This window comes from Blautia caecimuris (genome assembly GCF_024622975.1).
GTDB classification, from domain to species: Bacteria; Bacillota; Clostridia; order Lachnospirales; family Lachnospiraceae; genus Blautia_A; species Blautia_A caecimuris.
In genome coordinates this window covers 168,242-182,676 of record NZ_JANJZT010000005.1, presented here as the reverse complement: position 1 = coordinate 182,676, position 14,435 = coordinate 168,242, and the positions used below count along the sequence as shown (strand labels likewise).

Annotated in this window: 16 protein-coding genes; 15 read left to right on the top strand and 1 reads right to left on the bottom strand. The window is 41.3% G+C overall.

Annotation, left to right across the window (positions count from 1 at the left end; all coding sequences use genetic code 11):
* The 7 genes from NSA57_RS05455 to NSA57_RS05425 all read left to right on the top strand — a co-directional run.
* Positions 1-561, top strand: a 561-nt coding sequence (locus tag NSA57_RS05455; protein WP_257464243.1) for an IS66 family transposase, incomplete at its 5' end; no start/stop codon positions are given.
* A 116-nt stretch (positions 562-677) separates the two neighbouring features.
* Positions 678-1,121 (top strand): transposase family protein, encoded by a 444-nt coding sequence (locus NSA57_RS05450; protein WP_257464242.1) that lies wholly within the window; start codon positions 678-680, stop codon positions 1,119-1,121.
* Positions 1,084-2,436, top strand: a complete 1,353-nt coding sequence (locus tag NSA57_RS05445; RefSeq protein ID WP_257464241.1) for an ISL3 family transposase — start codon at positions 1,084-1,086, stop codon at positions 2,434-2,436. The genes NSA57_RS05450 and NSA57_RS05445 overlap by 38 nt, the downstream gene beginning before the upstream one ends.
* A gap of 129 nt (positions 2,437-2,565) precedes the next feature.
* Positions 2,566-3,804: a nucleotide sugar dehydrogenase gene (locus NSA57_RS05440; RefSeq protein WP_257464240.1), complete on the top strand. Its 1,239-nt coding sequence runs from the start codon at positions 2,566-2,568 to the stop codon at positions 3,802-3,804.
* Between the two features lie 439 nt (positions 3,805-4,243).
* The gene (locus tag NSA57_RS05435) at positions 4,244-4,864 is read left to right on the top strand and encodes a DUF6088 family protein (protein ID WP_257464239.1); all 621 of its coding nucleotides are present in this window, start codon (positions 4,244-4,246) and stop codon (positions 4,862-4,864) included.
* Positions 4,851-5,015 (top strand): hypothetical protein, encoded by a 165-nt coding sequence (locus NSA57_RS05430; protein WP_173752176.1) that lies wholly within the window; start codon positions 4,851-4,853, stop codon positions 5,013-5,015. Before NSA57_RS05435 ends, NSA57_RS05430 begins: the two co-directional genes overlap by 14 nt.
* Positions 5,012-5,248: a hypothetical protein gene (locus tag NSA57_RS05425; RefSeq protein WP_257464238.1), complete on the top strand. Its 237-nt coding sequence runs from the start codon at positions 5,012-5,014 to the stop codon at positions 5,246-5,248. The genes NSA57_RS05430 and NSA57_RS05425 overlap by 4 nt, the downstream gene beginning before the upstream one ends.
* Before the next feature lie 710 nt (positions 5,249-5,958).
* On the opposite strand, the gene NSA57_RS05420 is transcribed toward NSA57_RS05425, so the two are convergent.
* Entirely contained in the window at positions 5,959-7,068 is a 1,110-nt protein-coding gene (locus NSA57_RS05420; protein ID WP_147600164.1) for a DUF362 domain-containing protein, read from the bottom strand.
* Between the two features lie 261 nt (positions 7,069-7,329).
* Here NSA57_RS05420 and NSA57_RS05415 point away from each other — a divergent pair, with 261 nt between their 5' ends.
* The 8 genes from NSA57_RS05415 (at position 7,330) to trmD (ending at position 14,435) form a co-directional block, all read left to right on the top strand.
* Entirely contained in the window at positions 7,330-9,240 is a 1,911-nt protein-coding gene (locus NSA57_RS05415; RefSeq protein ID WP_257464237.1) for a BMP family ABC transporter substrate-binding protein, read from the top strand.
* A gap of 1 nt (position 9,241) precedes the next feature.
* Complete coding sequence (locus NSA57_RS05410) at positions 9,242-9,859, top strand: metallophosphoesterase family protein (protein WP_022068409.1); 618 nt, start codon at positions 9,242-9,244, stop codon at positions 9,857-9,859.
* A gap of 953 nt (positions 9,860-10,812) precedes the next feature.
* Complete coding sequence (gene ylxM / locus NSA57_RS05405; protein WP_257464236.1) at positions 10,813-11,136, top strand: YlxM family DNA-binding protein; 324 nt, start codon at positions 10,813-10,815, stop codon at positions 11,134-11,136.
* 3 nt (positions 11,137-11,139) lie between these two features.
* Complete coding sequence (ffh, locus tag NSA57_RS05400; RefSeq protein ID WP_022068407.1) at positions 11,140-12,486, top strand: signal recognition particle protein; 1,347 nt, start codon at positions 11,140-11,142, stop codon at positions 12,484-12,486.
* Positions 12,487-12,532: 46 nt separating this feature from the next.
* Complete coding sequence (gene rpsP / locus NSA57_RS05395; protein ID WP_022068406.1) at positions 12,533-12,778, top strand: 30S ribosomal protein S16; 246 nt, start codon at positions 12,533-12,535, stop codon at positions 12,776-12,778.
* A 71-nt stretch (positions 12,779-12,849) separates the two neighbouring features.
* Positions 12,850-13,080, top strand: a complete 231-nt coding sequence (locus NSA57_RS05390; RefSeq protein ID WP_022068405.1) for a KH domain-containing protein — start codon at positions 12,850-12,852, stop codon at positions 13,078-13,080.
* Between the two features lie 81 nt (positions 13,081-13,161).
* A complete protein-coding gene (gene rimM / locus NSA57_RS05385; RefSeq protein WP_257464235.1) occupies positions 13,162-13,668 on the top strand; it encodes a ribosome maturation factor RimM in 507 nt (168 codons plus the stop codon).
* Positions 13,668-14,435 (top strand): tRNA (guanosine(37)-N1)-methyltransferase TrmD, encoded by a 768-nt coding sequence (gene trmD, locus NSA57_RS05380; RefSeq protein ID WP_257464234.1) that lies wholly within the window; start codon positions 13,668-13,670, stop codon positions 14,433-14,435. Before rimM ends, trmD begins: the two co-directional genes overlap by 1 nt.

Below are 14,435 nucleotides of genomic sequence, written 5' to 3'. Positions count from 1 at the left end.
CAGGGAATGCTGTACATTAACCAGCTCTTCCATCTGGAAGATGTGATCAGATCAAAGTATTCTTCCTTCGATGCTATAAAAAAGGCTCGCCTTGAAAAAGAAAAGCCGGTAGTAGAAGGCTTTTTGTCGTGGCTTGATCAGCAGAACCCTACCCGTGGAAGCAGAATGGATAAAGCTGTCACCTACATTCAGAACCGCCGCTCCTATCTGACTACCTATCTCGAAGACGGGCGCTGCAGTTTTTCTAATAATCTCAGTGAAAATGCGATCCGTCCGTTTACAGTAGGCCGTAAAAACTGGCTGTTCTGTGACACACCAAACGGAGCCCAGGCCAGCGCTATCGTGTACACAATGGTAGAGATGGCAAAAGCCAATGGCGTAAACGTCTATCACTATCTTACTTATCTGCTGGAAAAACTACCTGATGATAGAATGAGTGATGATGAATTAGAACTTCTGGCTCCATGGAAGGAAACCGTCAAAGCTGAAATCGAACGTCGTGCAAACGGATCAAATCAATCATATGTGAATTGTCAAGGTGCTCCGACTACTGAAAAGTAGTCGGGGATTTTTCTATCATACCTAAAAATTAAGCGGTTCTTTCCGCACTTAGTTGAAATTGATGTGTTAAAGTTATATAATACATTCAAAATATATTTACCAAGAGGGATATTTATATGGACGAATTTATTAAGTTACTTGACCCAGCCTATGAACTAATACAATATCGCATAAAAGAAGATAAAGTGATTTTTCATATTGCATCAACAATAACTGAATTAGAATGTCCGTTTTGTGGAAGAAAAACATCTAAAGTTCATTCTATTTATGAAAGAGAAATTCAAGATCTTCCTATGCAAGGAAAAAAGGTCATTCTGTTGGTAGATACCAGGAAAATGCGATGTATGAATCTGGACTGTTCTCATAAAACTTTTTCCGAGAAACATCCATTTGTGGCTGCTAAATCGAAAAAAACGAACAGGTTAATCCAAAATATTTTATATACATCATCCCAACTAAGCTCGTTGAATGCTTCTAAACTTTTAAAAAGCGAAAATATTTCAGTTTGCAAAAGCAGCATCTGTGCTCTGCTTAAAAAAAATGCCATCCATTGTGGATAAATCTTCTGTAAAAATGGTATGTGTGGATGACTTTGCTCTCCGTAAAAGATTTTCTTATGGAACAGTTATGATAAATTTGGAAAATCATCGGATTGTTGATATGATTCCGTCAAGAGATACAAATGATGTCTGCAACTGGCTGAAAACGTTTCACAATATCGAAGTTATTTCAAGGGATGGAGCCATTACATACGCATCCGCTGCTACAAATTCTCATCCTGATGTCATACAGATTAGTGACCGTTTTCACTTGATAAAGGGACTTTCGGAAGTTATCTGTAAATATATATTTCGTGAGTTTCCTGCAAGGGTTGAAATACCATTAACAGAAAGCGTTACGGATGAAATGAAAGCATTATATAACACTGCAAACCGGTCATTGCGTATAAAATTCGCCCATGAAAAACGCAGGGAAGGACTGACCATATCGGATATAGCATTATTGTTACATTCATCACCTAAAACAATCCAAAAGTATCTTGCGATTCCAGAAGACCAGATTCCAGAAAGCAAGGAAATTGCCAGGGAACGGCAACACCAGCTGGCAATAAAACAAAAAGAACAGGAAATAAAAGAAGCAAGAGAAATGGCTTTGGCAGGATATCCGATTGAGCAGATTGCATCTCAGATGCACCGTGCCCATAAGACTATACAGAATTATTTAAATCCTGATTTTTCAGTTACAAATGGTCACTATAATGTTCGAATTCCAAGAAAATTAGCTCCATATGAGAACGAGGTAATAAAACTCAGGAGTCAGGGATTAACGTATCCCCAAATACATGATATTATTTATAAAAAGGGATATACTGGCAGTGTAGCTTCGTTACGAATGTTTATGCAAAAAGAAAGAACACGAATGCATGAACAGAATGAAACAGAAAAGCCGCATTCTGAATATGTGCAAAGGAAATCCTTATGCCAGTTGGTTTATAAAAAACTCGAGGATATTGGCACAATCACTGTCAAACAGTATCAGGAAGTATTAAAAAAATATCCTTTATTGAGTGAGTTATATACATTAACCAAAGACTTTTGTAATGTCATATTCTCTAAAAATCCTACAAAATTAGATGAATGGATCAATGCAGCACAAAAATATGATATCCCTGAACTTCAAACATTCATGAACGGCATAAAAAAGGATATAACAGCTGTAAAAAATGGAATTATATATTCGTATAATAATGGCTTAGCAGAAGGCAGTGTAAATAAAATCAAAGTCATAAAACGGGTAATGTATGGTCGAAACAGTTTTGAACTATTGAAAGCGAAAGTGCTATTCGGAGAACTCTTTCACGTTAAATTCAACTAAGTATGGAAAGAACCGATTAAGCGCTTACAATAGAATTATGACAGATATTTTATAACATTACGAAAGGTTCAGTTACTGAAGTTACGCAGCAGTATAAAAATTAAAAGAAGATAGAAAGGAAGAGCAAAGATGAAAATTGCAGTAGCAGGAACAGGTTACGTTGGTTTATCAATAGCCACGCTGTTGTCACAGCACCATCAGGTTATGGCTGTTGACATACTTCCGGAAAAGGTAGAAAAGATTAATAAAAGGATTAGTCCTATTCAGGATGAGTATATAGAAAAATATTTTGCTGAGAAGGAATTGGATTTAACAGCTACATTGGATGCAGAATCAGCGTATAAAGATGCAGATTTTGTGGTTATTGCAGCACCCACTAACTATGATAGCAGTAAGAATTTTTTTGACACTTCTGCAGTAGAGGCAGTGATAGAACTGGTTATTAAATATAACCCGGATGCAGTTATGGTGATTAAATCCACCATTCCTGTAGGATATACAGCAAGTGTAAGGGAAAAATTCCATTGTGACAATATTATTTTCAGTCCGGAATTTTTGCGTGAATCAAAGGCATTATATGATAATCTTTATCCTTCCAGAATTATTGTTGGAACTGATGTAGAAAATGCCCGGCTTGTAAAAGCTGCGAATACTTTTGCAGCACTTTTGCAGGAAGGCGCTATAAAAGAAAATATTGATACGTTAATTATGGGATTTACTGAGGCAGAGGCAGTAAAACTTTTTGCTAATACATATCTGGCGCTTCGAGTTTCATATTTTAATGAGCTGGATACTTATGCAGAAATGAAAGGGCTGAATACTCAGCAGATTATAGATGGAGTGTGTTTGGATCCTCGTATTGGTGCACACTATAATAATCCATCCTTTGGATATGGCGGTTACTGTCTGCCAAAAGATACCAAGCAGCTTCTGGCAAACTATGATGATGTTCCTCAGAATATGATGTCAGCCATTGTAGAATCCAATCGTACAAGAAAGGATTTTATAGCAGACCGTGTTTTGCAGAAGGCCGGATATTATGCTTATGGAGATGAGAATATTTACGATGCTTCTATGGAAAAAGAAGTAGTAATCGGCGTGTATCGTCTGACGATGAAGTCCAATTCAGATAATTTCCGTCAGTCATCCATTCAGGGTGTTATGAAGAGGGTTAAAGCAAAAGGGGCTTCTGTTATCATTTATGAGCCAACCTTGGAAGATGGAAGTACTTTCTTTGGAAGCAAAGTTGTAAATAACCTGGAAGAGTTTAAGAAGCAAAGTCAGGCAATTATTGCCAATCGTTATGATGCATGCTTGGATGATGTGAAGGCAAAGGTATATACAAGAGATATTTTTAAGAGAGATTAGAATAGGAATTATAAAAAGAACGTGGAGTAACGCCACGTCCTTTTTATATAGGTGAAAAATTTAAGCACTTACGATAATTGCCGAATCCTCCTGCTCAGACGGAGTATACAACTAAAGATTTAAGAGTTTACATAATGGATATCCGGAAAGTCTCAGTATAAATGCACATTTAATCAGAAAAAATATTGAAGAAAGAGAATCTGAGATGAAAATATATTTTTTACTGAAGAGCAGAAATTCCGGATATAATATTAAGGATAACGCAGAACTATATCGACTGTATGTCTATGGTGTGAGAATTGATTTATAAAAAACCGGAAGTACATAATAGAAAAATGCTTGTGATTGGACTATTGACAAGGGATGCAGATGCGCAATATAATAGAAGTAACGAAAATGAACAATTATTGTAAAAAGTTGTGACAAAGGAGGGAAAAGAATGCTGTACGAATACTTAGAAGAGAATTATAAACCGAATGAACCGATATTTGTTTCTGATGTCCAGCTTCCAGTATCAGCTGTTAATCTCCGAAAAATGTTTAAAGAGTTGTGTGATTCCGGTAAAATTAATCGCTTTGATAAGGGTGTTTATTATATTCCCAGGCAGAGTCGGTTAAAGGGTGGTGTACCATTAGGGGCAGATGTGGTTGCAAGAGCAAAATATATTTATAGAAATGGTAGAGTGGAAGGTTATTATTCCGGCTATACATTTGCAAATCAATTGGGGATTACGACACAAGTTCCATATGTGGTTGAGATTGTATCTAACAATGCCAGTTCCCGTTTTAGGGAAATTGACATGAAAGGAAGAAAAATTGTATTGCGAAAGTCACGAATTATTATTACAGAAAAAAACTATCGTACTTTACAGCTGTTAGATTTGTTGAGCAATATCACGCAATACGCAGATGAGGATATGGAGGATTCGTATTCGAGAGTAAAAACTTATATTCAAAACGAGGGAATCAGCCGAGAAGAAGTAGATCAATATATTAAAAAGTATCCGGAACGTATTTATAAAAATATGTACGAAATGAGGGTTTTTGATGTTTTTGCATGAGGATAAGGAATTATTTAAAGATGTTATTGAAGCAACAGCAGAATCACAAAGTCAGCCGATAGCAATTGTAGAAAAAGATTATTATGTAACTATGATTTTAAAACTGCTGTCAGAGGAAGTACCGGACTGCGTTTTTAAGGGTGGAATTTGACAGAGGAATATAAAGAGCTGGTATCAGAAATTCGCTTACACCGGGCAAAACTTTCAATTTGTCCGTCTGCTCAGGAAGGAGTAGTGATTTCTGAAATTCTTGAGAAAATAATTAAAGATGAAGTTTACCGTTCTGACTATGAAGCAATCACTACCTATTTTCAGCATCATCCGGTTGGATATAAAGAAGCAATTTCTGCAATAAGGACAATCATTGCTTCTGATGTGTTCTGATTTATAAATAGGATTACTTTTTCAGCTATAAAGCGTGTGGTAGCATTGTTTGGAAAAGGAGTCTTTGTTATGGATCAGGATTATATCATCCGTCTGACCGCAAAACGGAAGCTCCTGTACCGAAAAGGTAGCGTTGTAACTTATATAAAAGTCATAAGGGGTGAAAGTCCCTAATAGTGGGAAGGATACAGCTAATGACAAGGGTGTCCATCGTGAGGTGGAATCTGAAGGAAGTCGGATGGCAAATTTCTGGTCTGACGAATAGAAATCACATGAGGCTATAGTTAAGGATAAGGTTGCGAAACAAACTAAAGTCCAATAACTACTCGGAATTAACTGTAGTAGATGTGGCAGATAGATGGAGAGAAAGTGATATGTGGTACCAAAGGAGGTCTCGTCAGCGGATGAAAACAGAGTATGAAATCCGTCAGTAATAACGAGCAGATATGAAAGGGCTTCTCAAAACAACGGATGAATGGGCAAGGCGTAGGATTCGGGCTGTCTATTGAAAACAATGGAAGAAAATAAAGACAAAGTATCGAATGCTGAAAGCATTAGGAATGGAACATTGGAAAGCAAAAGAACTTGCCTGTAGCAGAAAAGGTTATTGGAGAATGGCGAAAGTTTTGAATCAAATCTTTTCTAATCAAATAATAGCCAAGTTAGGATGTCCATCCATGCTTGACTATTATTTACCTCCTCGATTGTATTTATTTGACTACAACCAGCTCATATTCATCTGTGCCAAGGCCGATCTTTTTGGCATGTTCAATGCAGGTTCTCCAGTCTGTGGTGGGAAACATGGCTCCGAAGTGGTCGTGACCTTCGTGGTCTGCTTCAGAAAGGCAGGTATTGGAGATCACCGGCTGGGCATTTACTGCATCTGCGCATGCAATGTCAAGAGCCACCGGGTCAAAGGAGGCAAAGAATCCCACATCCGGAACAATGGCTGCGTCGTTTTCGGCGTGGCAGTCACAGTAAGGAGATACGTCGATCACCAGGTTAATGTAAAAAGCAGGGCGTCCGTCAACAACAGCCTTTGTGTATTCTGCGATTTTGCAGTTCAGGATATCATTGGATTCGTCAGAGGCTGCAACGATGGCATCTTTTGGACAGACACCGATACATCTTCCGCAGCCTACGCATTTGTTGTGGTCGATGGAAGCTTTTTTGTCTTTAAACTGAGGCGCATCATGAGCGCAGATCTTTTCGCAGCGGTGGCAGCCGATGCACAGCTCTTCCTCTACATGAGGCTTTCCGGCGCTGTGCATTTCCATTTTTCCGGCCCGGGAGCCGCAGCCCATTCCGATATTTTTCAGGGTTCCGCCAAAGCCGGTAGCCTCGTGACCTTTAAAGTGGGCCAGAGAGATAAACACATCCGCATCCATGATCGCACGTCCGATTTTTGCCTCTTTTACATATTCTCCGCCTTCTACAGGGATATATACTTCGTCCGTGCCTTTCAGACCATCTCCGATAATGATATGGCAGCCGGTGGAAAGTGGCGAAAAGCCGTTTACATAAGCACTTTCTATATGATCCAGAGCATTTTTGCGTCCGCCTACATAAAGGGTGTTGCAGTCTGTAAGAAACGGCTTTCCGCCAAGCTCTTTTACAGTATCCGCAACTACTTTTGCATAATTGGGACGGAGAAATGCCAGATTGCCGGGCTCTCCGAAGTGCATTTTAATGGCAGTATATTTTCCGTCAAAATCAATGTTTTCGATACCGGCCTTTTTGATCAGGCGTTTCAGTTTGTCCAGAAGTCCGTTGTCAAATCCGGTTCTCATGCTGGTATAGTATACTTTTGATTTTTCCATAAAGAATCCTCCTTAAATAAATCTTTCTAATATAAAGAATACTCTATACAAATAAAAATGGCAAGAACATATTTTTGCAGAACACCATTACCGGAGGCGCTTTGAAATGACGGAAGCTATAAGAGAAAATCCGTCATACTGACTGAGACAGGAGGATTTTTCTGGTATTTTTACGCTTGCGTCAGAAAGGGAGCTGGGGTATATTTATAAAAAAGAAATGCAGAAAAATAAATACAGTGAAAGTATTGGAGGGATACATAAATGCTGGAAGAGTATAACAAGGCGTATAAGCTTGGAAAAAAAGATTATCAGGCCAGAATGATGAAGGGAGAAAAGCCTACGTTAGAGGTGCTGGACGATATTCTGCCTGCCCGGGGATCCTGTTCAGAAGTTTCTCTGGGACTGGTTCAGATTCCCATGGAGCAGATTGTGGGAACAAAAACAGAATCCAGAAGCAATGCCTTTGCAGGGAATTTTATGCCCATTCTGCGTGAAAATACAGAATTTGCCTATAAGTGGGCAGTTCTTGGAGAAAGTCATGTAAACGAAGGGATTCGTGACCCGATCAAGGCCTATGAATACATGAATAAATTTTATGTGGAGGAAGGAAATAAAAGGGTCAGTGTTCTGAAGTACTATGACGCTGTTTCTGTTCCGGGTGTTGTTACCCGTATCCTTCCGCCGAAAACAGAAGAAAAGGAAAATAAGATTTATTATGAGTTTGTGGACTTTTACGAGCTATCCAAAGTAAACTACATATGGTTTACAAAGGAGGGAAGCTTTGCCAGACTGCAGAACCTGATTGGGAAAGGACCAAAAGAGGTCTGGGATGATGATGACAAACTGAATTTCAGCTCTGTTTATTCCAGATTTGCTCTGGAGTTTGAGGCAGCAGGAGGAAAAAAGCTTTCCATTACAGCCGGGGATGCTTTTCTTGCCTTTATTACTGTTTACGGCTATCAGGCCGTATGCCGCAAAACTGTTGCAGAGCTGAAGCAGCTTGTCAATAAAAGCTGGGAGGAATTTAAGCTTCTGGAGCATGACAACGAGATCGATCTGAAGATGGATCCCAACAGGGAAAAGAAGCCTTTGCTCAGCAGACTTCTCACAGGCTCCACCAAGCTGAAGATTGCCTTTATCTATGCGAAAACTCCCGGTTCCTCCGCATGGACCTATGCTCATGAACTGGGGCGTCTTCATCTGGAACAGACATTTCCGGATGAAGTTACTACCATGTGCTATGAAAACATCGTTCCGGAGCTTGCGGAAAAAGCTATTGCAGACGCCATTGCAAAGGGCTGCAATATGATCTTTACCACAACTCCCGCCTTTGTTCAGGCAAGTGTCCAGGTAGCGATTGCAAATCCTGATATCAGGATACTGAACTGTTCTCTGAATACATCACACCGGTATATCCGGACTTATTATGCGAGAATGCACGAGGCAAAATTCCTGATGGGCGCAATTGCAGGGGCAATGTCCGAAAACGGCAGACTTGCCTACATCGCGGACTATCCTATTTTTGGAACTATTGCAAATATCAATGCCTTTGCGCTGGGTGCTGCCATGGTGAATCCAAGGGCAAAGGTATATCTGGAGTGGTCAACCTTAAAGGATGATGATCTTGGTCAGGTCATGGAGAGAATCCGGGAAAAGGAGGTTTCTGTGGTATCAGGACGTGATATGGTGATTCCGGAAGATGCGTCCAGATACTTTGGGCTGTACCGTATGGAAAACGGAATGCCGCATAACCTTGCCATGCCTTTGTGGCACTGGGGTAAATTTTATGAGGAGCTGATCCGCACTGTTATGAACGGAACCTGGAAATATGACGACAGCAGCTCAGAAAAGAAAGCCATTAACTACTGGTGGGGAATGTCCTCCAACGTTGTAGATGTGATCTGTTCTCATACACTTCCGACAGGAACCCAGCACCTTGTGGAGCTTCTGAAAGAGACTATCAGCCGCGGAGAATTTAATCCGTTTTCCGGCGTGCTTTATTCACAGAATGGTGTGATTCGGGATGATCCTCAGGGAAGTCTGTCTCCGGAAGAGATCATTACCATGGACTGGCTGGCAGATAATGTAATTGGTTCCATTCCGAAAAGCTGGCAGCTTACGGAGCAGGCAAAGCCTGTCACATTGCAGCAGGGCGTGGAGAAGGGACAGTAATATGAAAATACTTGCGATCGCAGATGAAGAATCAAAGTACCTGTGGGATTTTTTTGAGAAAAGTAAACTGGAGGGGATTGATCTTATTATTTCATGCGGGGATCTGGACCCACGATATCTGTCATTTCTTGCAACCTTTACTTCCGCGCCTGTCCTTTATGTTCATGGGAATCATGACGATAAATATGAAAGGATTCCGCCGGACGGGTGTATCTGCATTGATGATACCATTTATGTGCATGAGGGGGTCAGGATCCTGGGGCTGGGCGGCTCCATGCGGTATAAACCCGGGATTTATCAGTTTACGGAAAGAGAGATGCGACGAAGAATCTTTAAGCTGTTTCCAAAGCTTTTGTGGAGGAGAGGGTTTGACATTCTGGTTACTCATGCTCCGGCATATCAGCTGAACGATGGAAGAGATCTGCCGCATCAGGGATTTAAGGCGTTTTTGAAGCTGATGGAAAAGTACCGTCCGAAATATTTCCTTCACGGGCATGTGCATATGTCGTATGGAAGAAAGCATAAGCGCTACGATAAGTACCAGGACACTCATGTGATCAATGCCTATGAGAGATTTGTGTTTGACTTTGACGCAGAACATCCCGGAGACTGGGTGTAGGGAACAAAAGTTTGTAAAGAAAAAATTTTGACATGTTTTTTTGAAAAATGCCGTGTTTATACGGTGTCTGGGAATTAAAAATAGGATTTTGTACAGATTTCGATAGGGACAAAGAAAAGGGTTTTGGGAGCAGAATTTTGTGCGATTGCTGAGAAAATAATTCCTTCTGTCCAAATCGAAAATAACTGGAAATAATTGATTGCCTGCTAAAGGAAAAGTGTGCTATACTGGCATTATGGAAAGTCAGAGCACATAAAAGGCGGCCTGCCCTCCATTTCGGAGGGGCTAACCCTCCAGACCAAAGAGGAAAGGAGGGCGATGCCAATGTATGTTACATATTCGGATTTAATCCAGATAGATATCTTGTTGGTTGCCCTTGCCAGTCTCATTTACGAGATCTTCAAGGGAAGAAAATAGCCGCCCACTACCGCAAATAGTGAACGGCTGACCTTGTAAAAAGGTAAGTTGCTGATTGTTTAAGGGTAGGCCGTGTGTTCTGGCTTTCCCTTTTTCTATTATCAATATAGCACATCTGGAAGCAGGATACAAGCAGAAAACGAAGAAAACCGCCCTGACAAAACAAAGACGGTTCTTCATTCCTTTAGATTTGTGCTGATCTTCCGGAAAATTGCATATACAAATGCTGGAGTAAAACCTCTATATTTATTTACTTTTGGTATCAGACATTTTTACACCTTCGACCAGATATAGAAAAGCGGGTTATGTATTTACAATGGGAATTGCATCCCCGAAAAGCAAAACATCCTAGTAGTCTGTGACAAATTAAAAATTTAAGAAGAAATAAGACAGTGTAAGCCGAAAACAGGAAAAATAGAAATTCTTTGATTTTACAGCAGATAAGCAAAGACGAAATAACACAAACATAAGTTTGTAAAGAAAAAATACTTGACACCGGCAGCCATATAGGGTATGATACACAAGGTGATTATCAGATGGAGAAGTTTGTAGAGCAGACATTATTATATGATTTTTACGGGGAGCTTCTTACAGAGCGCCAGCAGCAGGTATATGAAAGCGTGGTACTGGAAGATTTTTCCCTCAGTGAAGTAGCGGAGGAGCTTGGGATCAGCCGTCAGGGCGTTCACGACATGATCCGGCGCTGCAATCATACTCTGGAAGAGTATGAAAAGAAACTGCATCTGGTAGAAAAATTTCTCTGTATTAAGAAGCAGGTTCAGAGAATCAGCCAGATTGCAGAGAAGTATCATGACCGGGAGATTACAGAAATTTCCAAAGAGATATTAGAGGAGTTATAAAGCATGGCGTTTGAGAGCTTGACAGAAAAATTACAAAATGTATTTAAAAAGCTTAGAGGAAAAGGACGTCTTACAGAGGAAGATGTTAAGATCGCTCTGAAAGAGGTCAAAATGGCTCTTCTGGAGGCTGATGTAAACTTTCGGGTTGTAAAGCAGTTCACCAAAGCTGTTCAGGAGCGCGCAGTGGGACAGGACGTAATGAACGGACTGAATCCAGGACAGATGGTTATCAAGATCGTAAATGAAGAGCTTGTGAATCTGATGGGAAGCGAGACAACAGAGCTGCCGATCAAACCGGGCAATGACATTACGGTTCTTATGATGGCAGGTCTTCAGGGTGCAGGTAAGACAACAACAGTTGCCAAGCTTGCTGGCAAGCTGAAATCAAAGGGCAAGCGTCCGCTTCTGGTTGCCTGTGATGTTTACAGACCGGCTGCGATTACTCAGCTTCAGGTCAATGGTGAAAAACAGGGCGTGGAAGTATTTTCCATGGGAGATAAACAGAACCCTGTAAATATTGCAAAGGCAGCAGTGGAGCATGCAAAAGCAAATCAGCAGAATGTTGTGCTTCTGGATACTGCAGGACGTCTTCATGTAGATGAGGATATGATGCAGGAGCTTGCTGATATCAAGGCGAATGTACAGGTGGATGCCACTCTTCTGATCGTAGATGCAATGACCGGTCAGGATGCTGTAAATGTGGCAAAGACCTTTACAGATAAAGTAGGAATTGACGGAGTGATCCTTACCAAGATGGACGGTGACACCAGAGGCGGTGCGGCGCTTTCCATTAAGGCAGTAACAGGAAAGCCGATCCTCTATGTGGGTATGGGCGAAAAGCTTTCTGATCTGGAACAGTTTTATCCGGAGAGAATGGCTTCCAGAATCCTTGGAATGGGCGATGTTATGAGTCTCATCGAAAAGGCCGAGGCTGCCATTGATCAGGAACAGGCTGCTGAGATGCAGAAAAAGCTCAAAAAAATGGATTTTGACTTTAACGACTATCTCACCAGTATGGAACAGATGAAAAAAATGGGAGGAATCGGCAGTATCCTGAATATGCTTCCGGGAGTGGGCAGCAAGATGAAGGATATTGAAGGGATGGTAGATGAAAGCGCGCTGGAGCGCACCAAGTCGATCATTCTTTCCATGACGCCTCAGGAGCGGACAAATCCGGCAATCCTGAATGTATCCCGCAAAAACCGTATTGCCAGAGGCGCGGGGGTGGATATAGCGGAGGTCAACCGTCTTGTAAAGCAGTTTGAGCAGAGCAAGAAAATGATGAAACAGATGCCCGGAATGATGGGCGGTAAAATGGGTAAAAGAGGCGGCTTTAAGCTTCCCTTTTAATATAAATTAACAAAAAAAGAAAAGAGATAAATGGAGGAAAACAAAAATGGCAGTAAAAATCAGATTAAGAAGAATGGGACAGAAGAAGGCACCTTTTTATAGAATCGTAGTTGCAGATTCCCGTTGCAAACGTGATGGAAAATGCATCGCAGAGATCGGTACTTATGATCCGAACCTTGAGCCAAGCGCATACAAAGTAGATGAGGAAGCTGCTAAGAAATGGCTTGCAGCAGGTGCTCAGCCTACAGAAGTTGTTGCTAAGATCCTGAAAGCAGCCGGAATTGAGAAATAAGAAATACCGGAGAGGGTATTTTTTCCTATTACTGTAGAAGTCCTGCAGAATGCAGTGCAGGGAGGTATGTAATGAAAAAACTGGTAGAAGTAATTGCAAAATCTCTTGTAGATCATCCGGACGAGGTGGTTGTCACCGAAAACGAAAAGGAAGATGCAGTTATTATTGAACTGAAGGTGGGACCGGCTGACATGGGCAAGGTCATCGGAAGACAGGGACGTATTGCCAAAGCGATCCGTACCGTAGTGAAGGCCGCTTCTTCAAAGAGCAGCAAAAAAGTGATTGTGGATATCCTGCAGTAAACAGGGCTTTCGCAATATCATAAGTAAGAAACAGGAGCTGTGGAAACATAGCTCCTTCTTTAACTACAGGGAGTTTTATTTATGGAAGATTTACTGAAGGTTGGTGTGATCACCACTACTCACGGCGTCAGGGGCGAGGTAAAGGTATACCCCACAACAGATGAGCCGGAACGTTTTCTGGAGCTTGATTATGTGCTTCTGGATACCGGAAGAGAGCTTCGAAAGCTTGAGATTAAAAATGTAAAGTTTTTTAAAAATCTTGTAATTCTGAAATTTAAGGGTGTCGATAACATTAACGACATTGAAAAATATAAAGGCCGTGATCTCTGGATCCCACGGGAAGAGGGACAGGAGCTGGAAGAGGATGAATATTATATTGCGGATCTTCTGGGAATGTCAGTTGTCCTGGAGGACGGACAGGAATTCGGCACATTAAAAGATGTAATGGAAACAGGCGCCAATGATGTTTATATTATTGATTCTGCGGAACATGGCGAGGTTCTTCTGCCGGCTATCAGGGAATGTATTCTGGACGTGGATCTGGAGAAGAATGTTATGACCATACATTTGATGAAAGGGCTGATATAATGAATTTTCATGTGCTGACGCTTTTTCCGGACATGATCCGGGACGGGATGAATACCAGTATTATCGGCCGGGCCATGGCAGGCGGCTTTCTGGATATCGAAGCAGTTAATATCCGGGACTATGCATTTAATAAGCATCAGAAGGTTGACGATTATCCTTATGGAGGCGGCGCCGGAATGCTGATGCAGGCAGAGCCTGTGTATCTTGCCTATGAATCTGTTGAAAAAAAGATCGGGTATCAGCCAAGGGTTATTTATCTGACCCCTCAGGGAAAGGTTTTTAACCAGGAAATGGCAAAGGATTTTGCAGAAGAAAAGGATCTTGTTTTTCTCTGCGGTCATTACGAGGGAATTGACGAGAGGGTTCTTGAGGAGATTGTCACGGATTATGTTTCTATCGGAGATTATGTGCTTACCGGAGGTGAGCTTCCGGCCATGGTGATGATGGATTCTATTTCCCGTATGGTTCCGGGGGTTCTTACCAATCAGGAATCCGGTGAAACGGAATCCTTTTCCGGCAGTCTTCTGGAATATCCTCAGTACAGCAGACCGGAAATCTGGCATGAGAAAAAAGTGCCTCCTGTTCTTCTTTCCGGACATCATGCCAATGTAGAGGCCTGGAGAAGAGAGCAGTCCATTTACCGTACTGCCAGATGGCGTCCGGATCTTCTGAAAAAGGCAGATCTTTCAAATAAGGAATGGAATCAGATCCGCCAGTGGAGAAAGCAATGGAAGGAAGAAAGCCAGAAGGCAGAAGATAAGGAGTAG